We start from the raw sequence: 24,734 nt of genomic DNA, 5'->3' as shown, positions 1-24,734 counted from the left end.
GTTACTACTGGTAGAGGATCACCCCCAACTCATATGCCATTCTCGAGAACCGATGTAATGGCAGTCTACACAATCAGGACACACGCCACAGGAGGCCGGGCTGGACCCGTAATGCGGATCCCCTCCGCAGTTTCCATTCGCTGTCCATGACCAGTACGCACTATGTTTATAGCCATCTGTCAGCCAAATATGCCAATTTTCCCACGGTGTTAAGCTGGTTACTGCCCCGGATAGAATAACGGGATACCCGTTTTGCAAATCAAGGTTGATCTGGTCGTACCGGTCGTCCAGGTCTCCCTTCCCATCATGGGTATACCCAAACCCATCCAGACCATCTCCTATATCATTGGGATGAGTAGACGTATTGCATGTACTAAAGACTCCGTAGTTAGAGCTCATAGCCGATCCACATAACCTCCAGGGTGTATATAAGCGTTTCATCTGTGACGGAATCGTTAATTGTTGAAATTTTGTTAGATTTTTTTCTTTTGCGGTCCGATCCGCCATTTCGGTATCTATGCGAAAGTGGTTTTTGAGCCATTTGTATTGCATCTTCCCGGGATATAATATAGCTGTCAATGGTTCGCTCAGAGCATAATCTGTAGATTCGGATTTGGGAAGATTATTGTTGAAATCATATCCATTAAACCCACTATCCTCAGTACATCTTACTACCGATAAAATCAGAAAAATCGTAAAGAAAAGTGTTTTATGTCGAATCTTTTTAAGTTTTGTAAACTGTGTTAATATAGTACAATTATTTTAAAATTCAAATAATTGTATGCATTAATTATTATTTTTTTATATAATTCGAACGCTTTAGCCTGTCTATGCTGGCAGGCTAAAGCATCCGGATTATACCAAGATATAATATTCTGGGAGTCAGTATTGAAGATATATAGTGGTAAACCCTGGAGGTTTTGTGCGCTTTAAGAATGTATAAATATCGGTCAAACATCCAAGGTCTATCAGGTCTGTGTTCAAGGGCAAAGTCTCGGGTGGTGAAAAAACTGGGGGGCAGATCTCGTCCCCACCAATGGGATTATATACAATGTGCATATTTACCCGGGACTGCCGCCTTCATTCTCCATACCTGAAGAAATCACACCATTCCTCATCGCACAGCAGGGCCCGGTATACCGGGTGTTGCAGTACATCGCGGTAGTCCATCCATCTGCTGTTGACCCTTACTTTCCGGTATACGAGCCGAATACCGTGGCTGTAGTCTACATACCGGTTTACATGCCCGGTATACAAAGGCTGAATGGGTTGGCCGTTGGTCCGGTGCCAGCCGTAAATAGCCACACGGTCGGTTTTCCCGGCGCGGGAGATTTTTCCGGATAACACCACATCTTTTTTGATCCCGGCAATCAGTCCCTTACGGTTTTGTCGCTGCCCTTCTATGATATAATGATGGTTCAGGAACATCAGGGCACTGTCACGGTATATATATATGGGCACGGGCTCCGGTCTTACCCTTGCCTGCCTGTAAATATCGTCTACCATTTTGCGAGTGGGGAGGAAACAACGGAGGCTGTCGGCTATTTGCTGGGCGGTCATGGGTGTCAAGGGCAGGCGGGCAAAATCCCTGTTGCCTCCAACGGACAAGTAATCGGGCATCACCCAGTATGTAGCGCGGACGGTATGTCCGGCAGAATCGGTCATACGGGTGTGTATAGGCACAAACCTACGTAGAAATTGCGGAATATTCCCGTCCAGGATCTGGTGAAGGGCAACATCTTCACGATCATCAAGACTGAGCGGAGTCACTTGCCGGTAAAAAGCGATCCCGGAAGGCGCATTGGTGGGCTGGGGAGGTAAGGTGATCAACCGGCGACCACTGCAGCCGACATTTAGCAGAAGAATGAGAAATAGATAGCGATAAAACATAGTGTTAAGGTACGGTTATTCCTGTCCGTCTCCGGTCTGTGAGTGCAAATACCGATTGACCATACTCAATATTTCCATTTCCGAAATCAGGCCCAGTAATTCATTTTTTTCATTGGCGACAACAAGTGCATCTGTTTGGTTTTCCACCATTTTTTCTATGGCTTTCCTGACGGGAACTTCAGGGCCAATAACCAGGGGGTCGGCTTCCATAATATCTCCCACGGTGAGAATGGGTATCCCATCGTGTTTTTGTTTGAGAAAAGCCTCGATGATTTGTTTATACGAAACAATTCCTACGAGGTTTCCTTTTTTATCTTCAACGGGAACCTGCTTGATATGTTTCCATATCATCATCTCGGCTACCATTTCAATGACATCATCCTGACGGACCGTAAAAATATCCGTTATCATACATTCAGAGACATTATAGGCTATCATACTTTCTACTTTAAATTCCTCTACCCGGGGGAAAGGCCATTGATGAATTGGTTTTTCGGATTTTTGGTTTTTGACCATTGCAGAGGTTAGGATGGTCTGGGCCATCTCCTTATCGACACCATTTTTCAGGGAACTGAATGAACGAAGCATCCAACGCGCCCCGGTCATGTGTTTTTCGGTTCTTTCTTCCATTACACCCATGAGGCGGTCAATATCGTCAGGAGCAATGTTTTGACTTTGGAGTCCTTCACGTGCCAGGGGAATTAATTCTTTTTCCAATAGCTCCGTTACACTGATTTTTTGATCATTGACCCAGTTGAAAGTTGAATCTATTCCGTAACGGGCTGATTTGGCAAAATTGTCACGTAGGTCGACGAACTCTATATGTTTTCGGATGTCTCCGTATTCGTTGTGTAATCCTTTCATAGCTCCGAGCCAAAAAGCCATATTGGCCATTTCATCAATGACGGTTGGGCCAGCTGGCAGGACACGGTTTTCTATTCTGAGATGGGGCATTCCCGAATCGCTGATTCCATAACAAGGTCGATTCCATCTGTAGACCGTACCGTTGTGAACTTGTAATGCTTTTAAGGTTGGAATTTTACCTTCCTTGACTAATTCGATGGAGTCCTCAATGTTTTTTGTGCCCACTAAAACCCTGAAGCGGGCGATATCTTCCTGAAATAGTTCCACGATACTTTTATTGAGCCAATGTTTTCCCAGGATAACCCGTGGACTCATTTCCCTCATGTGATCCCTGATCGTACGGGTGTCTATGGACTGCTGGAAAAGGGCTATGCGTGTTTCGTGCCACAATCGACGACCAAATACTACGGCGGAATTAGCAGAAATAGCCAATGTAGGTCCGGTAAGGATCTGTGCAATATTATACATTTCCTGGAATTCATCCGGCCTGACCTGTAAATGTACCTGGAAACTGGTATTGCATGCTTCGAGTAATGGGGAATCGTGTCGTACGACCAATTCATCAATACCGCGGAGTCGAAGGTCGTATGCTTGCCTGCTTCCCCTTTGTGCATTAATGGCTGATAAAAGGGATCGGTATCTTCTTTTGGGAAAAAGATTTTTCATATTTAAGTCGTATTTCCGAAGGGTGGGAAGTATTCCGGTTAATACGATTTGGGATTTGTGTTTTTCAAGGGCAGCTGCTAATGTATCCAAATGACCTCTGACTTCATTTTCTATATTGGTAAATGCATGTCCTTCAAATAACTGGGGCGTCAGATTAATTTCAAGGTTGAATTTAGATAGTTCCGAGGTCAGCCAATCTGCTTTCCTGAATTTCTTTATAATCTCCGGACCTATGGGGTTGGGACGGAAATACTCATCCACAAAAACCATTTCCTGTTCAGCACCTATTCGTATAGGGTCTTTTTCAAACCAGTCATTTTCGAGCATGTATTTGAGGCAATGCAGGTCTTTTAGCAAGGCAATAATGAAATTTTGATTTTCTTCTTTTGAAATTAGCCTTGAAATTGTATTATCGCCCATATTTCATGATTTTACTATGCGAAAAATAGTAATTATTCGTTTTCGTAGTGAATTATAAATAAGATATGTAAACATGGTAAGGATTTTACCTTTTCTTTTTTTGTTAATAACGATGTTTTCATGTGGAAGAAATGAAAATGTGATCGGTCAATTTACACTAGATGTTCCGGTTACAGTTCGTGCAGGTCTGGCTCCATTAAAAACGCATTATTTTGTAGACCGGGATATTAAGATTGCTTTTGAAAAATACCTTGAAACAAAAAATGTTTCCCTTGAGGAAGTTGTTAAGGTCGAGCCTTCATCCGCGCTTTTAACCAATATTACAGATAATAACGGATGGGGTTTCGTGAATAAATCTTCTGTGTTTGTATTCAATCCTTCGGATGAAAAAGAAGAATATTTATCCTATGAATTAAATTATATTCCAGTAGGAGTGGGAGATGAATTGAGTATGATCCCATTCATTTTGGATGTGAAAAAGCTTTTTATAGCTCCCAGTATAGGTATCAAAATAGGTTTACAGATGAGAAGTGCTTCTCCCAATACAATTCAATCCATTCTACGACTCAGGTTCAATGTAGTGGTGGAATAGAAGGGGGTAAATAATCCTGAGGTCAGGACCCGGATGCTTTGGATCGAGGCTGTATTATTGATCTGTAGTCAAAATTTTATGCTTTTTAGTAAAGGACTCCATCCCAAAATTTAACTTCACGGACTTCCTTATCTCATTTCCCCAAATGTTTTAAATTCCGTACTTCATCGGGTGTGAGATGACGATATCTGCCACGGGAAATATTTTTTTTTGTCAAACCGGCATAATATACACGGTCGAGTTTTTCAACGGTAAAACCAAAGTGTTCGAAGTATCTGCGGACTACCCGGTTTTTGCCACTGTGGATTTCTATTAATACTTCTCTTGGGTCATTGATTTCGGAGTAATTCAGGGCGTCGGGTTTTAAGTAACCATCTTCAAGTTGAGCTCCCTTTTGGAATTTAATCAGAATCTCTTGCGTTGTTTTTTTATCCAACCAGACTTTATAAATTTTTGAAACTGAATTTCGGGGGTGTGATAGTTTTTGTGCTAAATGACCGTCATTCGTCAATAATATTAATCCTGTGGTATTGCGGTCTAATCTTCCCACGGGGTATAATCGTTCATCTGAATTTTCCTTAATAAGGTCCAAAATGCTATTTCTGTTTTTTTCATCACTTACGGTAGAAATATAATTTTTGGGTTTATTGAGAAGGATATAGACAAATTTTTTTGTCGGGGTAATGATTTGATCTTTAAATTTTACCGTGTCATTTTGGGTGATTTCTATAAATGGAATTTTGACAATTACATCGTTGACTTTGATTTGTCCCCTTTTGACAAGTTCTTCAGCTTTTCGGCGCGAACAAATTCCGGCATATGCAATATATTTATTGAGCCTCATCGGCCATAAATCTTTCCGCATTGCCCCTTTATTTCCCTTCATGTATGATTTTTTTTAAAAAGGAATATCATCATCAATATTCATTCTTGAAGGCTTGGTAATAATGCCGTCGTCATCATTCGATACCGGTCCTTCCATTGATGGGAAGCTAAATTCATCCAGATTTTCAAATCGGGTATATTCCTTGATAAACTTGAGCCGAACATTGTCTGTTGCCCCGTTCCGGTGTTTGGCAACAATGATTTCAGCAATTCCTTCCAGGCTTTCATCTGATTCATCCGTCGTTATGTCATAATATTCCGGACGATAAATAAAAGAAACAAGGTCTGCATCCTGTTCAATGGCACCTGATTCACGAAGGTCAGATAACTGGGGACGCTTGTCAGCACTCCTGGTTTCCACAGCTCTCGATAACTGGGAGAGGGCGATAACAGGAACTTCAAGTTCTTTTGCCATTGATTTTAGTGCTCTTGAAATGGAGGATATTTCTTGTTCCCGTGTGCCGTTTTTCTTGTCTCCTCCGCCTGTCATTAACTGGAGGTAGTCAATGATTACCATTTGGATATCATGCTTCATTTTAAGCCTTCGACATTTTGCCCGTAATTCAAAAATATTGATGGCGGGAGTATCATCGATAAAAATGGGGACTTCACTGAGTTTTTCTACAGCTTTATTAAACCTTTTCCACTCAGAATCCTCTAGTTTACCCGTTCGTAATTTACTGAGACTGACCGCAGCCTCCATAGAGATTAATCGCTGAGTGAGTTGTACATCGGACATCTCCAGGGAAAAGAAAGCCACTCCCTTGTTGTACATCATGGCAGAATTTTTAGCAAGGGCTAGTGTAAATGAAGTCTTTCCCATACCTGGCCGCGCAGCGACAATTATCATGTCAGAGGGTTGCCACCCGGAAGTCAGTTTGTCGAGATCCCTGTATCCGGAAGGTACGCCTGTAACGCTTTCATTTTTTGCTGCGAGTTCCTCCATTTTCCGCTGGGCTTTACCGGCCAGACTGCTCAATGATTCGTAGCTTCTATTGAGGTTTTGCTGGGTAATATCAAAAAGATTGCGCTCAGCTTCGTCTAATAATTCAAAAACATCTACTGTATCATCAAACGAATTGGTGATAGTTTGTGTAGATACGCGTATTAATTCCCTTTTTATGTGTTTTTGAGCAATAATTCGTGCATGAAATTCAATGTTTGCTGCAGAAGCTACTTTTTCTGTAAGTTCAGAGAGATAAGCCGCACCACCAATCGTCTTCAATGCCCCTATTTTCAGCAATTCTTCGTGCATTGTAAGAAGATCAATAGGCTTTGTTTGATTAAAAAGCTGTTGCATTGCCTGATAAATCAATTGGTGAGCCTCTGAATAAAAGCTTTCTGGTCGAAGCAAATCAATAATATTGGGCATAGCTTCTCGATCAAGCATAACTGCTCCCAATACCGCTTCTTCCAACTCTGTTGCCTGGGGCTGTAACTTCCCATATACCATTTTTGTCAGGTCATTTTCCGGCTTGATAGCTTTGAGTCGGTTGTTTTTATTTAGCTTTTGAATTGAATTTATCGGTTCTGACATCTAATTATTTTTATTCATATGTTTTGTCGTGAACAAATGTAATATAATCTAATATGAATTTTTTTATCTCTTCATAGTTCTATGTTGGTTGTATGTGAATAAACACATTATTCTTGTTAATTACTACGTTAGTAAGTGTTAATTAGTTTCAAAAAATGTTATTTTAATTGATTTAAGTGAAATTTTAATAGCGATTGTAAATCAATGATTAAAAGACAAGTTTCGTTATTTTTCAAGGAACTAACTCTTTATATAATACTTTTTACATTATGTAATTAACTGATTTACTTGTTGTGGAAGAAAGGCAATTTTCAATGTTAAGAAATTGTTACATATAATTTTATATAATACGTAAAGACATGATAAGCCTAAACGAAGTTTCATGAAATAAAAAAGAAATTATCAATAAAATTATATATTTTTTTATTTATATGTGTGTTAATGAATGTGGATAACCCTCCTCGAAAATAAAAAAAACCGTTCAAAATGAACGGTTTATAATAGTGACCTACCGTAATAGTAGATTATTTTACTTTTGATAATTTATCTTTGGTTTTACTAACGGTTCTTTTTTGTTCTTCAATTTGTCGTTCTACAGATTGTTGTTCTTTTAGATTATCTTCGATATCTGCCTGCGCTTGTTTTATAGCTTTCTCTGCTTTTTCAATATCTTTATGGTACCTGTCATTGTCTCTTTTGAGTTTGTCCAGGTCTTTTTCAAAGTCCTTTAGTTTATCTTCCTCTTCTTCCACAGCATTTTCGATTTTTCTGGTTTCAATAGCCTTCATATAATTATCTATAAATGCATCAATGGGCTCATAATATTGGGGAGTGTCCCGGGAAGAAATATATTCTCCATTATTGATAAACCAAAGATTTAGCTCAGAGGAATTTTTTGAATTTTCAAATAGGGATTTTACCGTAACATCAGAAGGAAGTCCGGTGATTTTTACTTCATCTGCCTGTTCTATTTTTGATCTTCGAATTCTTTTAACTTTGCTGTTGTGGTTTCTGATAAATTCTCCCCAAACATCCTGGGCTAATCCACCCTCCGTATCTTCGAGATAAATAATAAAAGCATTACCTGCACCATTATCATTGTCTACAGATCGCTCTGTAAATTCTTGAGCGTAACCCATTGACCCGATAAAACAGGTAATTATTAAAGTTGATAATTTCATAACATTAGTACTCATAGTCTTATTTTTTTTATTAAAATTCGTATTGATCCTTATAATTTACATCTTGCTTTATATTTATACGCAAAACCTACTATATGGACACATTAGAGATAAAAAACGTTTCAAAATCTTATGGAAATTTTGTGGCGGTTGACAAAATATCATTTTCTGTTCCAAAGGGGGTTATTTTTGGTTTGTTAGGTCCGAATGGTGCAGGAAAGACTTCTCTAATACGTATAATCAATTCAATTACAGCGGCTGACGAGGGTAGTATTGAATTTTTTGGTGAGCCACTAATCAGGATGCACCAACAAAAAATTGGTTATTTACCCGAAGAAAGGGGGTTGTATAAAAAAATGACCGTACAGGATCAATTGGAGTATCTTGGAAAATTGAAAGGATTGTCAGGTGTCGAGACCAAAGACCGGATAGAGAATTGGTATTCTATTTTTGGAATGGAAGACTGGGGGAAGAAAAAAATCCAGGATTTGTCTAAAGGTATGCAGCAAAAAGTGCAATTTGTCTCTACGGTTTTACACGAGCCAAAGCTTTTGATTCTCGATGAACCTTTTAGTGGGTTGGATCCCGTAAATACCAATCTTATGAAAAATGAAATAATACGTTTGAAAAACTCGGGAACAACGATCTTGTTTTCTACTCATAGAATGGAACAGGTCGAGGAAGTTTGTGAAAAAATTGTCCTTATAAATAAAGGGGCATTGGTATTGGAAGGTGAAATTGATGTAGTAAAACAAAAATACAAGGACCATTTATTTCAGTTTGAATTTGGGGGTAACCAAATACCTCCCCTGGAACAAGAGAATTGTCAAACAAATGGGAACGGTCAGAATATTATATTACAATTCGATGATATAAAACAGGCTAATAACCAGATGCAAATATGGATGGCAGAAGGATATGTAATAAAAAGTTTTAAGGAGATCCTGCCATCAATAAACGATATTTTTATTAAACTGGTGACTACCGAAAAATAATATGAACAAGATATTTATCATTGCCAAGAGAGAGTTTTTAATACGTGTAAAAAACCGGAAGTTTTGGTTGGCAACATTATTGGGCCCCATGATTCTGGCAATCTTTATCGTTGTAGTAGGGTTTATTCTGGGATATGATGGTGACGATGAGAAGCATGTAGTAATTATTGACCGAGCGAATTTATTCGATGGAAGCATAAAAGATCAAGCCAATTTTTATTTTTCATTTTCTGATAAGGATGTTCAGGGGCTTCGCAACACCGCTAATCGGGAATACGATGGCATTTTATATATTCCGGTAATTTCTGGTGTGGAGGAGGATCAGGTGGAAGTTGATTTTTATTCTGATAAAAATCTTGATTTGGAAAAATTGACAAGCTTGAAATCAATTATAAGTTCCGAAATAAGAGATTATAAATTGAAGGAAATGAATATTACCCAAAGACAGCTGGATCAGCTGTCTACACGAGTGATAGTGCGGACAGAAAAACTGGATCCTGATTGGGCCAGTCAAAATAAAGAGGGAGCTAAATCTTCGGAATTTAGTTCATATCTGGGTGCAGGATTGGGTATGGCCATGGGATTCATTATGTACCTTATTGTTTTTATTAATGGTTCAATGGTCATGAAAAGTGTGATGGAAGAAAAAACCAATCGGATTGTCGAGGTAATAATTTCTTCTGTAAAACCCTTTGAATTGATGATGGGTAAAATATTGGGGGTGGGAGTTATTGGATTGATCCAATTTTTGTCATGGGTTTTACTGATCCCCACTGTTGTTTTGATCGGCAATGTTTTCTTTGGCTTTGAAACGGATTTACAGGCTTTGGAGGACATGCAAAGAACGGGTAATATTTCTTCAGATGATATGGAATTTATGGTTTATCAGTTTATAAGTGAGATGGACAAAATTCCATGGTTTAAGGTCATTTCATTATTCGTATTGTTTTTTATCGGTGGTTATTTAATTTATTCATCATTATTTGCTGCTGTAGGTTCTGCGATCGGAGATGACATGCATGATAGTCAATCACTGGTTTTGCCGATTACAATTCCAGTCCTTATGGCTTTTTATATTATGATGACGACCATAAGAGTACCAGATAGTAGCCTGGCTGTTTGGTCGAGTATATTTCCATTATTTTCCCCGATTGTCATGCCAGCCCGCCTGGCATTTGACCCGCCATTCTGGCAAATCGCTCTCTCTTTGGTATTACTGGCAGGTGCCGTGGTAGCATTGGTTTGGATTTCGGGTAGAATCTATCGGGTGGGAATTTTGATGTACGGGAAAAAAGCTTCGTTCAAAGAATTGGCCAAGTGGATTTTTTACAGGGAATAAGTTGGGGAGTATGGAGGTTGCACCGTTTCGAAGAATGAAGGCCAAAGATTTTTATGGAGGAAGGAAATTGTCACCGGATAGTCTCTTACAGTGCGGATAAGCCCGAGCAAATGGATATTGCCTTATACCTTAGAATCGTGGTCGGGTGCCCGGAGGAAAAATTATGAAGTATGAAGCCATTGAGCTTTGAACCCTGGTAAAATGACATTTGTTTTAAAACTCAACCCTAGTTCACAACTCAGAGCTTTTGAGATACTTCTTATATTATGCCTTCTCAGCTATAAACCGTTGCCAGAAGATTCCGGCCACCGCGATGGTTTCGGAATTCACAATAATAAATTCCCTGCCACGTTCCCATATTTAATCTATTGTGAGTAATAGGGATGGTAATGGAGTGCCCGGTTAAAGTGCTTTTTATGTGTGCCGGCATGTCATCCGGACCTTCCATCGTATGCAATAAATACGGTAGGTTCTCAGGTACAATATCATTGAATATTGATTCAAAATCATGTAGCACCGTGGGGTCTGCATTTTCATTAATGCATATTCCTGCTGAAGTATGTTGTATAAAAAGGTTGAGTAAACCCTGATCCGGAAGTTCACCTAGTTGTTGAATAATAATATCTGTAACCAAGTGGAATCCACGGCCTAGAGCCGGGAGTTTGATGCTGTATTGCTTAACCATATTACTTCAAAATCTTTACTGCGAATGTAAAACTATTTTGAAATATCCGGACATTGTAATCCACCGAAAAAATAAGTTAATCCTATGCCTATGAAATTGAAATTATCTTTGTTTACACTATCGCCTCTTTGTTTTCCCGGATAAGATGATTCTGTTGGGTCTGAAAACAATGAAGCATCCGGATCATCACGCAAAGACTCAATAACCAGTAAATCTGGATAAGTGGTGCTTACATCGTCGAGATAATCCGTTGATAAAATACGTGTGCTGACTATCAATTGAATAATCCATCTGCTGCTAAGAGCATATTTAACTCCACCTGAAATAACGCCCCCAATTTTGGTTGTGAAATATTCTTCTCCTAAATTTTGTCCCTCGGTACCCAGATATTGCAATTCACGCGTAACCCCATTATAGGTTGCTTTGGGGTTGAATTTGAAAATACCGATTCCCGCTCCTAGAAAAGGGGTGAAATAATCTTCTCTACTGAGTGGATTAAAGGAAAAGAAATTAAACTCTAACTCTCCGGTAAGGTCAAAAACATTACTTCGAAAATTTAATCCCCTGGTTTGTTGGAATGAGTTATTGAAAAATTTATCATCCCCGTATAGGTATAGGTAATTGGCGCCAAAACGGAGGTTTATTCTTTCATTAAAATTATATCGGATAATACCCCCGCCTCCAAAACCTGGATGACGCAAGTCATAATCGGGGTTCAAGTCACCGAAATAATACGTTCCTCCCAACCATCCCCCGGCTTCAAATCCTTTTTGTGCGCTGGATATTTGAACAGCAATAAAACTTAAAGTACTAATAAAAATAATTCTTGAAATCAATTGCGATAGCTTTTATCTTAAACGTAGTTGAAGTGATTTTATTTCCAAGTATAAAATCGGATTATTCTTTATTCGCCAGCTGGCCACATGCCGCATCAATATCTTTGCCCCTGCTTCTTCTCACTGTAACATTTACCCTTCGATCTGCCATCATTTTGATAAATTTTTCAAATCTATTTTCATTGGATTTAATTAATGATACTCCGGATACTGGGTTGTATTCAAGTATATTTACCGTTACTGGAAAAGACTGGCAAAGGGCTGCTAATGCATCCGCATCTTCTTCATTGTCATTGAAATTGTCAAATAATATATATTCGAAAGTTAATCTGTTTTTAGTGATCTCATAATAGTACTTTAATGCCTCCATCAAGTCTTCGATACTATCGTTGTCATTGATGGGCATAATTTGGCTTCTTTTATCATTTAGTGAAGCATGTAAAGACAGGGCCAATTTACATTTAAGGCCATCGTCTGCTAATTTTCTGATCATTTTAGCTATTCCAGCCGTACTTATAGTTATCCGTCGAGAAGACATAGATAACCCTTCTTCCGCAGAAATTAATTCAATACTTCTTTTGACATTGGAATAAGTAAGAAGGGGTTCTCCCATCCCCATATATACGATGTTGGTCAATCCTCTTCCATATTCTCCCAGACAAAATTCATTAACTTTAAAAACTTGTTCAAAAATTTCTGTAGCAGAGAGATTTCGTTTTCTTTTCATTTGACCTGTAGCGCAAAAACTGCATGCAAGGCTACAACCTACCTGGGAAGAAACACACACGGTAAATCGGTTTTCTGAGGGAACGGGAATTAAGACACTTTCTATTTTATGTCCATCTTTCAGGACATATCTGAATTTGACCGTTCCGTCACTACTCTTTTGAACTAAGTCTGGGGACATATTCAAAATTTCAAAATCTTCTTCCAATTTATTCCTCAAGGCCAGGGGAAGATTAGTCATTTCTTCAAAAGAAGAGACGCCGTGCTTCCATAACCAATTGTAAATTTGTTTGCCGCGGAAAGAGGGTTCACCTAAATCTTCGAGATATTTAGTAATTTCGCTGGGCTTCAGGTCGCGAATATCAATTGATATGTTTTGATCTTGCTGCATCATCATTAACTACAAAGGTAACGAATAACAAGTTATCGGATCAATCGTTTATAATAAAATTGCTTTATTTGACCACTATGGATATTTATCACAAGAAGAACAGGTGGAAATTAAATCTCGTATTTGCGGGAATCGTTATAGTATTAATTACCATTGCGTATACTTTTTATCTCGCCAATGAGCTCAGAAAGGTATTAGAGATAAATATGGAAAATCTGGCATTAGCTTATGAAAGTATATTTGAGGATCCCACCAATATTAATAAGGATGTTACACTGGAAACCGATGTAATTGAAAAAAATAATAACGTAAGGATCATAATAGTAAATGAGACAGACTCTATTCAACACCTACTTAATTTTCCTGAATCAAAAGTTAATGATAGGGCGTATTTAAGAGGGCAGTTGGAAAAAATGAAAAATTCAGATAATGACCCCATTCTAATGGAAGGCGTAGGGTACAGGTGGCAATTGTATTATGCACCTCCCTTGCAATATAAATTACTTTCATTATTACCGCTCATTATATTATTACTGTTAGCAGCATATGTCTTTATTGGCTATTTGGGCTTTAGTACAAGCAGGAGTGCCGAGCAAAATCGGGTTTGGGTAGGGATGGCGCGCGAGACGGCACACCAGCTAGGAACTCCAATTTCCGCAATAATTGCCTGGCTGGAACATCTCAAGACGACAGACGTGAACAATGAACAAATGGAGATTGTAGAAGAATTGCAAAATGATGTTAATCGGCTGGAGCTAATTGCAGATCGCTTTTCTAAGATTGGCGCAGCACCAAATCTAACCACTGTCAATATTTTTGATCAGATAGAGGGGACGATGAAGTATATGCAAAAAAGGGCTCCCAGAAAGGTTAATTTTATTTTGGAGAATAATACGGATGGGGAAATTTTTGCTCAAATAAATGTTCATTTGTTTAATTGGGTGATTGAAAATTTAATGCGGAATGCCCTGGATGCTATGGAAGGGAAAGGGGAAATCAAATCAATTATAACCGAAGAAGAGGATTATATAGAGATAGAAGTATCAGATACGGGAAAGGGAATTTCTTCCAAATCTCTGAAAACCGTTTTTGAACCGGGATATACTACCAAAAAAAGAGGTTGGGGACTTGGGTTATCTCTTGCTAAAAGAATTATTGAAAATTATCATAAAGGAAAAATATACGTGAAAAAGAGTATCCCTAATGAAGGAACTACTTTCGCCATTAAACTTCCAAAAGATAAAGGTGAATAAAGAGTTGGTTGGATGTATTTCTTTTGAGGAATTTGAATTGTTTGTTGATGGTAATTTAACCAATAAAATAGTTAATTTAATTCTTTTTGTTTCTTATTTGTCTATTCATTTCTTATTTTTAGCCAATACTAGCTTAATAAAATAATTTTTGACATGGCAATTTTTCAACCTGAAGTGGATACTTTAGTAGGTGATTTATTTACTGAAAATTTTAGAGGCACCGTTTATTATAATCTTAATCCGGAAGAGTTAATTGAACATACCCTACAAAATAACATGGGGTTATTGACTTCCACCGGTGCTTTGGTTATTAAAACCGGAAAGTTTACCGGAAGGTCTCCTAAGGACCGATATATTGTAAAAGATGCTATAACGAGATTTAATGTTGACTGGGGTGAGGTTAATATTCCGGTAACCGAGGAGGTCTTTTGCCAATTAAAAACGGGTATTCGTGAATACCTGGATGAAAGAGACATATTTATACAGGATTTAAAAATCGGTGCTGATCCGGAATATCAAAAAAATGTCAAATTGGTATGCGAGTTTCCGTGGAGTGCCTTATTTGCTAATAATATGTTTATTCGTCCACTCCGAAAAGAACTCGGAGATTTTATCTGCGATTGGACGATAATTTGTGTTCCCGGGTATTTAGCTGATACGGCGGGTACAGGACTGAGATCAAGGAATTTTAGTATCATAAATTTTAGTGCAAAAGAAATTATAATAGGAGGAACTGGGTATACAGGAGAAATCAAAAAAAGTATGTTTTCAGTTCTAAACTTTGTTCTTCCTACAGAAGAGGATGTATTTCCTATGCATTGTTCTGCGAATACCGGTATACGGGGGGATGTGGCCCTGTATTTTGGGCTTTCCGGAACGGGGAAGACTACTTTGTCTTCTGTTCACAACAGACGGTTGATCGGAGATGATGAACACGGCTGGAGTCCCTTGGGTGTATTTAACTTCGAAGGGGGATGTTATGCAAAAACCATCGACCTGGACGCAAAATCAGAACCTGAAATTTTCAATGCAATCAGACATGGTGCCCTTTTGGAAAATGTGGGTTTTTACAAAGGGACAAGAAGGGTAGACTATTCGGATGATACCATAACAAAAAATACACGGGTTTCATATCCTATCCACTTTATTGAAAATCATGAGTATTCATCAAAAGGGGATATTCCTAAAAATATTTTCTTCCTTACCTGCGATGCCTATGGTGTCTTACCCCCTGTAGCAAAGCTGGATCCTGATCAGGCTCAATATTTTTTTATTTCGGGGTATACTTCAAAGATTGCTGGAACGGAAGATGGGATTGATGATCCAGTAATGACATTTTCTGCGTGTTTTGGAGCTCCTTTTATGCCCTTACATCCGGGTAAATATTCTAAAATGCTGGCCGAAAGAATTGAAAAATGCAATGTTTCGGTGTGGTTGGTCAATACTGGTTGGATCGGCGGTAAGTACGGTATGGGAAATCGCATAAAACTATCGTACACAAGAAGTATAATTGAAAGTGCACTGGATGGATCTTTGAAAAACGCACAGTGTCAGCAATTGCCTATTTTCAACTTAAGTTATCCAAACTATTGCAACGATGTTCCGGCAAATATCCTTGACCCATTAAAACTATGGAAAGATCAGGATAAATATATGGATACCCTGAAACTAGTAGCGGGAAAATTTAAGGACAATTTTCAAAAATATGAAAAATATGTTTCGAAAGAAGTACTTGCCAAAGGACCGGAAATATAAACTAAGCTGAGTTCGACAAATAGATAGAGGTTCGGAGGGAACGGATGGAGAAAAATCAAGGCTTGTCACGTTGTTCGGTAAGTAATTCCACTGTCTTATTGGAATATAGCTAAGGAAGGGAATGTAGCGGGTTCACCTTTTCGATTCAAGCTTGTGAATCGGGATGTTGGAATGATTAATTGAAAATAGGGATTTTATTCCTATTGGGGCTTTAATTAGTTCTCTGACTAAGCCCCCATTAGTTGCAACTCCCTACTCTCAAGCGCTCCGTCCCTTTGCGATTCGTCAAAATTATGGGCAATTAAAAATTAAAAGGAGAAACCAATTGTAAATTCCAATACGGAGTATTTGTCCTCATCATTTTTAAAGATCAGATTATCATTATTGTCTAGGTTCTGGTAGGTTCTGTCAACAGCGTTTCTATTGATATCCATTATACTTTTGGAATACCTGGCCCCTATAAATAAACTCTGGTTTATGTAGAGATTAAGGCCGGCGTGATATCCCGCATCAATTCCCCTAAATAAAGATTTATCTTTTGTTTCATAGTCATAATATGCTTCAACCTGGGAAGAGACCGTATAGGTCTCGTTGTTAATGGTTACCTGCTGGGCACTGGGAGAAGCTGATTGGGCATCATTTGTGCGGTAGTTGTAGCTCAGAGTTTGTTCTATTTCGCCATCTACAGCATCGATATCAGAATATGTTACTGTTCCGGCGGCAGTAGACTGAACAAGCACGCTACCATATATACCTGCTTGTACTTCAATCCTGTTAAAGAATTTGTAGGAGGCAGAAAGCGGTACTTGAAAATATGTGTTGCTCACATTCAAAGACATATTTCGATTGCCATTGAATATGAATTTTTCATTATTAGCTGTACGTAAAATGGCATAAGAAGGACCATTGTAACGGTAATTATAACCCTTTTGATTGTACATTAATTCTCCCTGGAGCGAAAACTCATCTGTAAAGCGAGCATTAACCAGGAGAGAAAGTAAAAATGCACCGTTGGACTTAATGGATTCAAGTTCAGTACCATTATTCAAGGATTCCAATGGGCCATCGACAGAAGTGTTTGTGAGTCCTGCCTTGAATCCGAAAGCAAAATCCTGAGTATATGAAATACCAGCTAAAAACATCATAAAAAATACAAAAGTGAACTTTCTTAATATAGTCGGCATTATTTTTATTTTTTGTGCAAATATATAAAGTCATTTTCTGGCAAAATTAATTTTCCATCGGAAAGTTATTAATTTTGCCCGCATATTTGAGTTTAATAACGTATGGGACGAAAAAATAAGCTGAAAAAATTTGCGGAAATAACAAAGTTTAACAATGTATTTGAAGCTTTTGAGCTGGGAGACGGCAAATTGTACAAAAATTTTAATGAAAAGATAGACTTAAAAGGGAAGTGGCGAAAGGAGTACTTTAAAAATCAGTCTTCCATAGTTCTTGAGTTGGCTTGCGGAAAGGGGGAATATACGAATGCAATGGCAGGGAAATTTCCCGATAAGAATTTTGTCGGAGTTGATATTAAAGGTAACCGAATTTGGAAAGGAGCAGTAAAGGCAAGGGAAGATAATCTTCTTAATGTAGCATTTTTGCGAACGAGGATTGAATATTTAGATTCTTATTTTGAATCCGGAGAAGTGAATGAAATCTGGATTACATTTCCGGATCCATTTGTCAAACCGTCCAAAGCAAATCGAAGACTTACTTCGCTTTATTTCCTTGATAAGTATAAAAATATTACCTCGAAAGATGCTCGATTTTACTTAAAAACAGATGATACTGATCTGTACAATTTTACAATAGCCACTGTTCAAAGTCATCCGGAGTACAGGCTGGTAAGTAAAACTTCGGATGTTTATAGTGGCGAGTATTCTGATATATTGGGAATAAAGACTTATTACGAAAGAAAACACCTGTTAAAAGGAAAGAAGATAAAATTTATAGAATTTACTAGACAATAAACAGGCTTGTAATAATTTGTATACCCGGTTTATACAGATATATAGGGATGTATTACAAGCCAATTTTACAGGTCAAGCTTCGTTGAGCAATTCTACTTTTTTGAAGAATTTTTCGGAAGAATTTTTCATATTTTTTATAATACCACGACGCACTTTTTCATTTATATTACTAATAGGGATAGATCGTCCTTCTATTTGGTCAAACCATTTTTTGATATAGTGATTGAAATCCTCGTTTTCTACCCGGAAGTATATTGGATTATTCATTACTATATAAGAGTGTTTGCTTTCAACTTGAAAAATAACTGAGTTTACTGATAATTCATGAATATAGAATTTATTGCTTGTGTCTTTATCCTGGCAAATTTTTTCAAAATCGTTGAGAAAGATTTTAAACTCTTCTTTAATTTCCATTACCTGTTCGAGGTCAATGGTATCCAGTTCAAGATGGTATTCCAACAATTTGAAATAGGTTTGAAAAATATTGGGCGATAAGTACGTATGGATTTCACAATGGTTATACAGGTTGGTTAAAATTCTAAAGTTCTCGTATTCCTCCTTGTAAAAATCATTAAAATCAATTTTGTCGTATTGTTTAAATGAGGTATTGTATTGAGAGTCCAGATTCTCTAACCAAACAAATACAATGAATTGAAATATTTTGGGATAATTAATAAGCAAGTGCATCGGGATAAGATTGGTGAAATACCTTAATTTCGGTGTTCCATAGTCACTGATATACATCCTGTAATCATCGATTAGGAGCTTTACCAAATCTTTAAAATCCCTATTTTTTTCCAGTAAAAAAGGAAAATCGGCGGAAATAATACTACCAATTTCAAATGTGTGAACCCGATAATGGGTAGAAACTTTACTATACTCACTCAAGGTAAGTTCACTTGTGCAGTTAACCTTATTATAAGCAGCACTTTGAGAGATATCCAAAAGTCCTACAAATTGCTTAACAAGTTGTGATCTGGAAAATTTCAATTGGAGTTCTGAAATTAATTTTTTTTGAAGTTCCATAGTTTTCAATTTTTAAAATCAACAAATCAGTGCAAAAAGTTGATAAAAAAAAAATTGAAAAACTTATGAGGTTATGAATTTCAAAATTTGATCAAACAGGAATGTAAATGTTTCGAAGGGCTTAGAATACAATCCACGTTCCAGTCCAATTTTTTTTCATACAAAGCAAAAATACTCCTTTTGACAATTGATCTGTATATATACAAAAGAATAAATATTTATTACTCAATCTCAAAATCTATTCTATAAGATAAATTGTCAAAATCAATTTTCAAACTCTATTTTGTAAAAGCTTAATGCTCAAAAAATTAAGGTTTCAAATTGTTTCAATTAAGTTTTTCAATTAATTTCTCTAATAACGTTAGCACTCGTTAAAGGAATAATCTATATTATGCAATATAAAAAATATATATCTTTTTATCATCTTTAAATGTAAAAAAATAATTTAAATTATTTTTTTCATTAAAAGTGCTGCCATCCTTGTGCTTTTATGGTGTGAATTTTTCCGCCTTTTGTGTGCAACATTATCCCTTCTGATTTATCAGTAATTTCTCCAATTATTGTCACGTCAGGCATTTGCATTATGTCCTTGTGATAAGCCTTATTTACGGTGAAAAGTAATTCATAGTCCTCACCCCCATTGAGAGCAGCTATTGTAGGGTCGGTTCTAAATTTAAATGCTAATTCCTGGGATTCCTTGGAAATGGGAATATTAGATTCTTCAATTACGGCACCGGTTCCGGATTGATCACATATATGGTAAATCTCAGAAGCCAGTCCATCACTGATATCAATCATCGAGTTTGGTAAAATGTTTTTTTGATCAAATTGTCTTATTATATCAATCCTGGCTTCAGGTTTAAGAATCCTTCCTATTACATAGTTTTGGTTTTCCAGGTCCGGTTGTAAATCCGGCTCTTCTAAAAATACTTTTTTTTCTCTCTCTAGTAATTGTAATCCCAGATATGCTGCCCCCAAATCACCGGAAACGCAAAGTAGATCTCCGGGTTTAGCATTGTTTCTGTATATTATTTTATCGCTGTCAGCCTGTCCTATGGCAGTAATACTAATAGTCAACCCTGAAAGCGATGAGGTCGTATCCCCTCCTACCAAATCTATATTATAAAATTCACAGGCTTTTAATATTCCCTTGTACAATTCATCTACGGCCTCTGTATTAAATCTATTAGAAATGGCAATGGATACCGTAATTTGTGAGGGTATGGCATTCATTGCTATTATGTCAGAAAGATTAACTACTACCGACTTATAACCCAAATGCTTAAGAGGGTGATACATAAGATCAAAATGAATGCCTTCAATTAACATATCAGTCGATATTACTGTATTTTCCTTTTCGTTTTTAAGCACAGCAGCATCGTCACCGATCCCGTATTTTGTTGATTTATTTTTTATCTTAATATCTTTGGTAAGGTGATGAATAAGCCCGAATTCCCCTAGCTTTTCTATTTTTTTAGGTTTTTCATTATTCTTTTTCGACATGATTATGTTTTTTGCGATAATAATTCTTTATTAACCAGTTTCCACAGAGGGTCATCTGGAAAAGAATAATCCATTATTGAAATTGATTTATTGGTAGTGATTTTGTATTTAAAGGCATGTAGATGAATAGATCGATCTTTATTTTTTCTTCTTGCACCGTATTTTATATCACCTTTTATGGGAAATCCTGCCAGACTTAGCTGAGCACGAATCTGGTGAAATCTACCCGTAATTAAGTTGACTTGTAAAAGTGTGTAATGATCAAAGTATGAGATAGCTTTATATTCGAGACGACATTTTTTTCCTGAGTCTGTATTTTCAACGGCCTTATTAAGTTTATTATTCTTTTTTAACCGATGTTGAAGCATATTTTCTGCCGGATAAACATTCCCTTCAACGAAAGCCAAATAATGTTTTTGATCAATATGGTAATTTAATTTTCCTTCTTGACGGTTCCTTTTAAAAAGGACTAATCCACTTACCGGTTGGTCAAGGCGGGTAATTATTTTTACCTCTTCCGATAAATATTCGGGAACAATAATATCGAGAGGACGGGGATTGGATTTTCTGGATTGACTGGGCACCCCCGGATCTTTGTGAATAGCTACAATATCAGAATCGGCATATAGAACCTCTAAATTTTGCATTTTACATTAATCGACTTCTTCATAATCTATAAAATCATCGTCATGATCAGAGTATGACTGTTTTTCCTTTTTGTGATAATTAGGGAAATCGTCCCGGTCATTTCCTTTTTGTAAGGTCATTTTTTTAGACAATCGTTTGTAAAAGTACCAAATAACAATCCCGATAACAATCCACTTTAACATAATTTGGAATTTCGATTCTTATGAAAAAATTGAATTAAACCAAACAGATTCAATTCAGTTGAACTTGCAAGGTACACCTTATTTCAATTTTGCATGTAAGCCCATTATAAAACAAATGTACATTAATCCAATAAACTTCCCTTTAATTATGTTCAATATTATTAGACATCATTAATTACAGGAAAATATTTTACAAGCCTCTTTTACTAATGAGAGTATAAAATATTTGAGGTCTATAATGCTACCAAACTATGAAAAGTAAGTACTCTTTATTAAAAAACTTATCCGGCTGGGTAGTTTTTGCCATATCCTTTATGGTTTTTGCTTTGACTGCCGAAAGATCCGGTTCATTATGGGATGTAGGAGAATTTATTGCAGGAGCGTATAAATTACAGGTAGTCCATCCCCCGGGAGCACCATTATTTCTGTTAATTGGCAGGCTATTCTCACTGATCGGAGAGTTGTTCCTACCGGAACCTTCGGGAGTAGCATTTGCGGTCAATTTACTTTCAGCTATATCAACGGCTTTTGGAGCGATGTTTACCGGTTGGATTGCTATTCATTTGGGTAGACTCACATTGGTAGGTCGAGATGGTAGAACGGACTCAGGGGAGAATATAGCTTTATTTCTGGTGGGGATAGTTGCGGGATTAACTTCGGCTTTTGCTACGTCCGTGTGGTTTTCAGCTGTTGAAGGGGAGGTTTATGCTTTGTCGACCTTCTTTACTATGTTGACTTTATGGTCTATTGTTAAATGGTACTCCCTGCCCGATAAACCAGGTGCGGACCGATGGCTGTTGTTATCTTTTTTCGCGATCGGTAGCTCTATCGGAGTTCATTTACTTTCCGTTTTGGTAATCCCTTCTTTGGCCCTTTTTTACTATTTTAAAAAATCGGAAAAAACTTCATTCAGAGGAATTGTATTTGCGACTTTGGCTGGTATTTTTAGCCTGATGGTCATTCAGAAAGGAGTGATTGTCGGACTACCCGTATTCTGGTCAAAATTAGAATTGTTTACCGTCAATTCATTGGGGTGGCCTGTTCATAGTGGATTGATCCCTCTATTGTTGATTTTAGGGATGGGTTTTTTCTTTGGTTTGAGGTATGCGTGGAAAAAGAAGCAATTTGTTCTTGAGCGGGTACTAGTGGCCATGGCTTTGGTCATTATAGGATATAGTACGATCATGGTGGTCGTAATCCGGGCTGGTGCGGACCCCCCTATTAATATGAATAATCCTGATAACGTATTTTCTTTGATCCCCTATATCAACCGTGATCAATACGGGGAAAGGCCTATTTTTAAGGGACCGCAATTTGATAAACAGCCTATACGAGGGGAATCGGAAGAGCAATATGGGTTGGTAGGAGGTAAATACGAGGTCACCGGCCAAAAAGTAAAACCCGTGTATCGAGCTCAGGATGAGGTTTTGTTCCCCCGAATGTCTTCTTCTCAAACCAAAGATGTTCCTATTTACAGAAGGTATTGGATGAAACACCAAAATGGGACCCCTACTTTATCTGATAACCTGGGTTTTTTGTTGCGATACCAGGTGGGCTGGATGTACATGAGATATTTTATGTGGAATTTTGTAGGACGTCTCGATGGTGACCAGGGATATATACCCTCAGATTGGACGGCAGGACATTGGGTATCGGGAATTCCGTTTCTGGATCGGCTTTTTAAGTTTGGATTTTATGATTATTCAGAGGAGCCCCTCTCAGAGAAAAAGGATGAAAGCCGGAATTTTTACTTCTATTTACCATTTATATTCGGTTTGATCGGATTGTTATGGCATTTAAAAAGGCGAAAAGGAGATTTTTTTACTCTTTTTGCCTTTTTTATTATAACGGGGGTAGGGATTATTATATATTCGAACCAACCTCCACTAGAACCCCGCGAACGCGATTATGTACTGGTCGGTTCGTTTATGGCTTTTGCCATATGGATTGGAATGGCCGTGCTGGCTATCCACCAAATTTTGGTGAGAAAATTCCCCGGTAAGGTGCCGGCTATCATGGCGGGTATAACGGTACTGACGGTACCGGTCATCATGGGTGTTGAGAATTTTGATGACCATGACAGGAGCCATTTGTCAGGAGCAAGGGATTTTGCTAATAACTTTTTGGAGAGTTGTGAAGAAAATGCCATTATTTTTACTTACGCTGATAATGATACTTACCCCCTTTGGTATGCCCAGGAAGTAGAAGGAATACGTACGGATGTAAGGGTGGTAAATCTCAATTTGCTGGGCGCAGACTGGTATATCAACAGCCTCAGGCGGAGGGTGAATGACTCATTACCGGTGAAATTAACACATACTCAAGAAGCGCTCAGGGGATCCAAACGTGTGAATGTGCCTTACCAGGAGGGGAAACCAAGGCCTTTGAACCAAATATTAGCATTTTCAGCAAAGGATAATCCTGTAACAATAAGGGGAAACCGTATAGAAAGTTATTTGCCCACCAATCGGTTTTATATAGATGTGGATCCGGAAGATCCTGCTATGGACAATATCGTGACAGAGAGGGATTCAATGCATATCGTAAAAAGTATGGATGGAGTGATCGATAGCAATAACAATTATCTCAGGAAAGACCAATTGACTGTGTTGGATATTATTGCAAATAACTGGAAAAAACGTCCAATTTATTGGTCGAATATGGCACCTGAAGAAAAGTTGTTTGGGTTGCAGAAGTATTTAAGGATGGAAGGTTTAGGTAAAAGATTGGTGCCTATCCATGGTAATGATATGGTCAATCTGGAAAAATTACACGAAAATGTTATGAAAAAATTCCGTTGGGGAACCTTCGATAAAGTAGACCAAAATGTAGCTTCCGGGTTCAGAGGAACCATTAACGTATTGCAGACTATGTTTCGATCTGGGGTAAATCAGGCTACTTTCCGGTATGGATCAGAAAATGACCCACAGGAAAAAGAGAGGTACAGAGATATAGGAATTGATTTGGTGGATAAATATTTTGAATCATTTCAACGGTTTAATTTTCCATATGACCCTGGAACCATGATTTATGCGAAGGCTTATCTGGAGTTTGATATCCCGGAAAAGGCGGTCCCTGTATTCAGTGATCTGATAGATTGTTATGAAGATCAACTTAACTTTCTTGATTCTCTCAATCAATCGGCCATTCAGTCCGGTTTTCTTCATGTGAAAGAAAGGTGGGAGGGGTCAATACCCAGTCTGGCGCGACTTATAGCACAAACGAAAAATATCGAACTCATTGAAAAAATGCACAATAAACTCGGGGGATTTGCAGATTTATCAAGGTTTCAAATATAAAGGAGGTAAGGATTAGAAAATGATATAATTTGAAAAATTAGGTACCAATTACATTTTTGCTAAATTTGAAGTCAAATCGAATATA

21 protein-coding genes are annotated in these 24,734 nt (G+C 37.7%); 7 read left to right on the top strand and 14 right to left on the bottom strand.

Annotated features, from left to right (window positions below):
- Positions 1-18: 18 nt before the first annotated feature.
- The 3 genes from LVD47_RS05200 to LVD47_RS05190 all read right to left on the bottom strand — a co-directional run bounded on the left by LVD47_RS05200 (position 19) and on the right by LVD47_RS05190 (position 3,840).
- Positions 19-552 (bottom strand): cysteine peptidase family C39 domain-containing protein, encoded by a 534-nt coding sequence (locus LVD47_RS05200; protein ID WP_236974492.1) that lies wholly within the window; start codon positions 550-552, stop codon positions 19-21.
- A 528-nt stretch (positions 553-1,080) separates the two neighbouring features.
- Positions 1,081-1,770 carry a hypothetical protein gene (locus LVD47_RS05195; protein WP_236974491.1) on the bottom strand — a complete coding sequence of 230 codons (690 nt, stop codon included), beginning with the start codon at positions 1,768-1,770 and terminating at the stop codon, positions 1,081-1,083.
- A gap of 135 nt (positions 1,771-1,905) precedes the next feature.
- Entirely contained in the window at positions 1,906-3,840 is a 1,935-nt protein-coding gene (locus tag LVD47_RS05190) for a CBS domain-containing protein (RefSeq protein WP_236974490.1), read from the bottom strand.
- Between the two features lie 73 nt (positions 3,841-3,913).
- Here LVD47_RS05190 and LVD47_RS05185 point away from each other — a divergent pair, with 73 nt between their 5' ends.
- Entirely contained in the window at positions 3,914-4,432 is a 519-nt protein-coding gene (locus LVD47_RS05185) for a hypothetical protein (RefSeq protein ID WP_236974489.1), read from the top strand.
- A gap of 133 nt (positions 4,433-4,565) precedes the next feature.
- On the opposite strand, the gene LVD47_RS05180 is transcribed toward LVD47_RS05185, so the two are convergent.
- The 3 genes from LVD47_RS05180 to LVD47_RS05170 all read right to left on the bottom strand — a co-directional run bounded on the left by LVD47_RS05180 (position 4,566) and on the right by LVD47_RS05170 (position 8,050).
- Positions 4,566-5,318 carry a pseudouridine synthase gene (locus LVD47_RS05180; protein ID WP_236974488.1) on the bottom strand — a complete coding sequence of 251 codons (753 nt, stop codon included), beginning with the start codon at positions 5,316-5,318 and terminating at the stop codon, positions 4,566-4,568.
- A 12-nt stretch (positions 5,319-5,330) separates the two neighbouring features.
- On the bottom strand, positions 5,331-6,854 hold the full coding sequence (gene dnaB / locus LVD47_RS05175) for a replicative DNA helicase (RefSeq protein ID WP_236974487.1): 1,524 nt from the start codon (positions 6,852-6,854) through the stop codon (positions 5,331-5,333).
- A 524-nt stretch (positions 6,855-7,378) separates the two neighbouring features.
- A complete protein-coding gene (locus LVD47_RS05170) occupies positions 7,379-8,050 on the bottom strand; it encodes a coiled-coil domain-containing protein (RefSeq protein ID WP_236974486.1) in 672 nt (223 codons plus the stop codon).
- Positions 8,051-8,130: 80 nt separating this feature from the next.
- Here LVD47_RS05170 and LVD47_RS05165 point away from each other — a divergent pair, with 80 nt between their 5' ends.
- Together LVD47_RS05165 and LVD47_RS05160 are read left to right on the top strand one after the other, a co-directional pair.
- Positions 8,131-9,030 carry an ABC transporter ATP-binding protein gene (locus LVD47_RS05165; RefSeq protein ID WP_236974485.1) on the top strand — a complete coding sequence of 300 codons (900 nt, stop codon included), beginning with the start codon at positions 8,131-8,133 and terminating at the stop codon, positions 9,028-9,030.
- 1 nt (position 9,031) lies between these two features.
- Positions 9,032-10,369, top strand: coding sequence for an ABC transporter permease (locus LVD47_RS05160; RefSeq protein ID WP_236974484.1), 1,338 nt, complete (start codon positions 9,032-9,034; stop codon positions 10,367-10,369).
- A gap of 274 nt (positions 10,370-10,643) precedes the next feature.
- Here the strand turns inward: LVD47_RS05160 and LVD47_RS05155 are convergent, their stop codons facing one another.
- From LVD47_RS05155 to rlmN, 3 genes are all read right to left on the bottom strand, one after another.
- On the bottom strand, positions 10,644-11,054 hold the full coding sequence (locus tag LVD47_RS05155) for a secondary thiamine-phosphate synthase enzyme YjbQ (protein ID WP_236974483.1): 411 nt from the start codon (positions 11,052-11,054) through the stop codon (positions 10,644-10,646).
- Positions 11,055-11,086: 32 nt separating this feature from the next.
- Positions 11,087-11,890 (bottom strand): type IX secretion system protein PorG, encoded by an 804-nt coding sequence (porG, locus tag LVD47_RS05150; protein WP_236974482.1) that lies wholly within the window; start codon positions 11,888-11,890, stop codon positions 11,087-11,089.
- A 61-nt stretch (positions 11,891-11,951) separates the two neighbouring features.
- Positions 11,952-13,013, bottom strand: coding sequence for a dual-specificity RNA methyltransferase RlmN (rlmN, locus tag LVD47_RS05145; protein WP_236974481.1), 1,062 nt, complete (start codon positions 13,011-13,013; stop codon positions 11,952-11,954).
- A gap of 71 nt (positions 13,014-13,084) precedes the next feature.
- On the opposite strand from rlmN, the gene LVD47_RS05140 reads away from it, so the two are divergent.
- On the top strand, positions 13,085-14,260 hold the full coding sequence (locus LVD47_RS05140; protein WP_236974480.1) for a sensor histidine kinase: 1,176 nt from the start codon (positions 13,085-13,087) through the stop codon (positions 14,258-14,260).
- A gap of 153 nt (positions 14,261-14,413) precedes the next feature.
- Positions 14,414-16,015, top strand: a complete 1,602-nt coding sequence (pckA, locus tag LVD47_RS05135; RefSeq protein WP_236974479.1) for a phosphoenolpyruvate carboxykinase (ATP) — start codon at positions 14,414-14,416, stop codon at positions 16,013-16,015.
- Positions 16,016-16,323: 308 nt separating this feature from the next.
- Here the strand turns inward: pckA and LVD47_RS05130 are convergent, their stop codons facing one another.
- Positions 16,324-17,199: an outer membrane beta-barrel protein gene (locus LVD47_RS05130; RefSeq protein ID WP_236974478.1), complete on the bottom strand. Its 876-nt coding sequence runs from the start codon at positions 17,197-17,199 to the stop codon at positions 16,324-16,326.
- 102 nt (positions 17,200-17,301) lie between these two features.
- Here LVD47_RS05130 and trmB point away from each other — a divergent pair, with 102 nt between their 5' ends.
- Positions 17,302-17,991 (top strand): tRNA (guanosine(46)-N7)-methyltransferase TrmB, encoded by a 690-nt coding sequence (gene trmB, locus LVD47_RS05125; protein ID WP_236974477.1) that lies wholly within the window; start codon positions 17,302-17,304, stop codon positions 17,989-17,991.
- Positions 17,992-18,063: 72 nt separating this feature from the next.
- Here trmB and LVD47_RS05120 read toward each other — a convergent pair whose 3' ends face one another.
- The 4 genes from LVD47_RS05120 to LVD47_RS05105 all read right to left on the bottom strand — a co-directional run bounded on the left by LVD47_RS05120 (position 18,064) and on the right by LVD47_RS05105 (position 21,350).
- Complete coding sequence (locus LVD47_RS05120; RefSeq protein ID WP_236974476.1) at positions 18,064-19,017, bottom strand: hypothetical protein; 954 nt, start codon at positions 19,015-19,017, stop codon at positions 18,064-18,066.
- Positions 19,018-19,479: 462 nt separating this feature from the next.
- A complete protein-coding gene (thiL, locus tag LVD47_RS05115; protein ID WP_236974475.1) occupies positions 19,480-20,520 on the bottom strand; it encodes a thiamine-phosphate kinase in 1,041 nt (346 codons plus the stop codon).
- A gap of 2 nt (positions 20,521-20,522) precedes the next feature.
- The gene (locus LVD47_RS05110) at positions 20,523-21,167 is read right to left on the bottom strand and encodes a pseudouridine synthase (protein ID WP_236974474.1); all 645 of its coding nucleotides are present in this window, start codon (positions 21,165-21,167) and stop codon (positions 20,523-20,525) included.
- Between the two features lie 6 nt (positions 21,168-21,173).
- Complete coding sequence (locus tag LVD47_RS05105) at positions 21,174-21,350, bottom strand: hypothetical protein (RefSeq protein WP_236974473.1); 177 nt, start codon at positions 21,348-21,350, stop codon at positions 21,174-21,176.
- A 251-nt stretch (positions 21,351-21,601) separates the two neighbouring features.
- Between LVD47_RS05105 and LVD47_RS05100 the strand changes: the two genes are divergently transcribed.
- Positions 21,602-24,649 (top strand): glycosyltransferase family 117 protein, encoded by a 3,048-nt coding sequence (locus LVD47_RS05100; RefSeq protein WP_236974472.1) that lies wholly within the window; start codon positions 21,602-21,604, stop codon positions 24,647-24,649.
- The last annotated feature ends 85 nt before the right edge of the window (positions 24,650-24,734 follow it).

It is taken from the genome of Membranihabitans maritimus (assembly GCF_021729145.1).
Classification (GTDB): domain Bacteria; phylum Bacteroidota; class Bacteroidia; order Chitinophagales; family Saprospiraceae; genus Membranihabitans; species Membranihabitans maritimus.
The sequence above is the reverse complement of the archived record's forward strand: the minus strand, read 5'-3'. Positions and strand labels throughout refer to the sequence as shown.

What these genes read in the sequence shown, in the direction of transcription:
- LVD47_RS05130 (WP_236974478.1), bottom strand. Translation starts at nt 17,199, where the DNA reads ATGCCGACTATATTAAGAAAGTTCACTTTTGTATTTTTTATGATGTTT.
- LVD47_RS05140 (WP_236974480.1), top strand. Translation starts at nt 13,085, where the DNA reads ATGGATATTTATCACAAGAAGAACAGGTGGAAATTAAATCTCGTATTT.
- LVD47_RS05155 (WP_236974483.1), bottom strand. Translation starts at nt 11,054, where the DNA reads ATGGTTAAGCAATACAGCATCAAACTCCCGGCTCTAGGCCGTGGATTC.
- LVD47_RS05185 (WP_236974489.1), top strand. Translation starts at nt 3,914, where the DNA reads ATGGTAAGGATTTTACCTTTTCTTTTTTTGTTAATAACGATGTTTTCA.
- trmB (WP_236974477.1), top strand. Translation starts at nt 17,302, where the DNA reads ATGGGACGAAAAAATAAGCTGAAAAAATTTGCGGAAATAACAAAGTTT.
- LVD47_RS05110 (WP_236974474.1), bottom strand. Translation starts at nt 21,167, where the DNA reads ATGCAAAATTTAGAGGTTCTATATGCCGATTCTGATATTGTAGCTATT.
- LVD47_RS05160 (WP_236974484.1), top strand. Translation starts at nt 9,032, where the DNA reads ATGAACAAGATATTTATCATTGCCAAGAGAGAGTTTTTAATACGTGTA.
- LVD47_RS05170 (WP_236974486.1), bottom strand. Translation starts at nt 8,050, where the DNA reads ATGAGTACTAATGTTATGAAATTATCAACTTTAATAATTACCTGTTTT.
- dnaB (WP_236974487.1), bottom strand. Translation starts at nt 6,854, where the DNA reads ATGTCAGAACCGATAAATTCAATTCAAAAGCTAAATAAAAACAACCGA.
- thiL (WP_236974475.1), bottom strand. Translation starts at nt 20,520, where the DNA reads ATGTCGAAAAAGAATAATGAAAAACCTAAAAAAATAGAAAAGCTAGGG.
- LVD47_RS05165 (WP_236974485.1), top strand. Translation starts at nt 8,131, where the DNA reads ATGGACACATTAGAGATAAAAAACGTTTCAAAATCTTATGGAAATTTT.
- LVD47_RS05190 (WP_236974490.1), bottom strand. Translation starts at nt 3,840, where the DNA reads ATGGGCGATAATACAATTTCAAGGCTAATTTCAAAAGAAGAAAATCAA.
- LVD47_RS05120 (WP_236974476.1), bottom strand. Translation starts at nt 19,017, where the DNA reads ATGGAACTTCAAAAAAAATTAATTTCAGAACTCCAATTGAAATTTTCC.
- LVD47_RS05100 (WP_236974472.1), top strand. Translation starts at nt 21,602, where the DNA reads ATGAAAAGTAAGTACTCTTTATTAAAAAACTTATCCGGCTGGGTAGTT.
- LVD47_RS05200 (WP_236974492.1), bottom strand. Translation starts at nt 552, where the DNA reads ATGCAATACAAATGGCTCAAAAACCACTTTCGCATAGATACCGAAATG.
- LVD47_RS05105 (WP_236974473.1), bottom strand. Translation starts at nt 21,350, where the DNA reads ATGTTAAAGTGGATTGTTATCGGGATTGTTATTTGGTACTTTTACAAA.
- pckA (WP_236974479.1), top strand. Translation starts at nt 14,414, where the DNA reads ATGGCAATTTTTCAACCTGAAGTGGATACTTTAGTAGGTGATTTATTT.
- rlmN (WP_236974481.1), bottom strand. Translation starts at nt 13,013, where the DNA reads ATGATGATGCAGCAAGATCAAAACATATCAATTGATATTCGCGACCTG.
- LVD47_RS05180 (WP_236974488.1), bottom strand. Translation starts at nt 5,318, where the DNA reads ATGAAGGGAAATAAAGGGGCAATGCGGAAAGATTTATGGCCGATGAGG.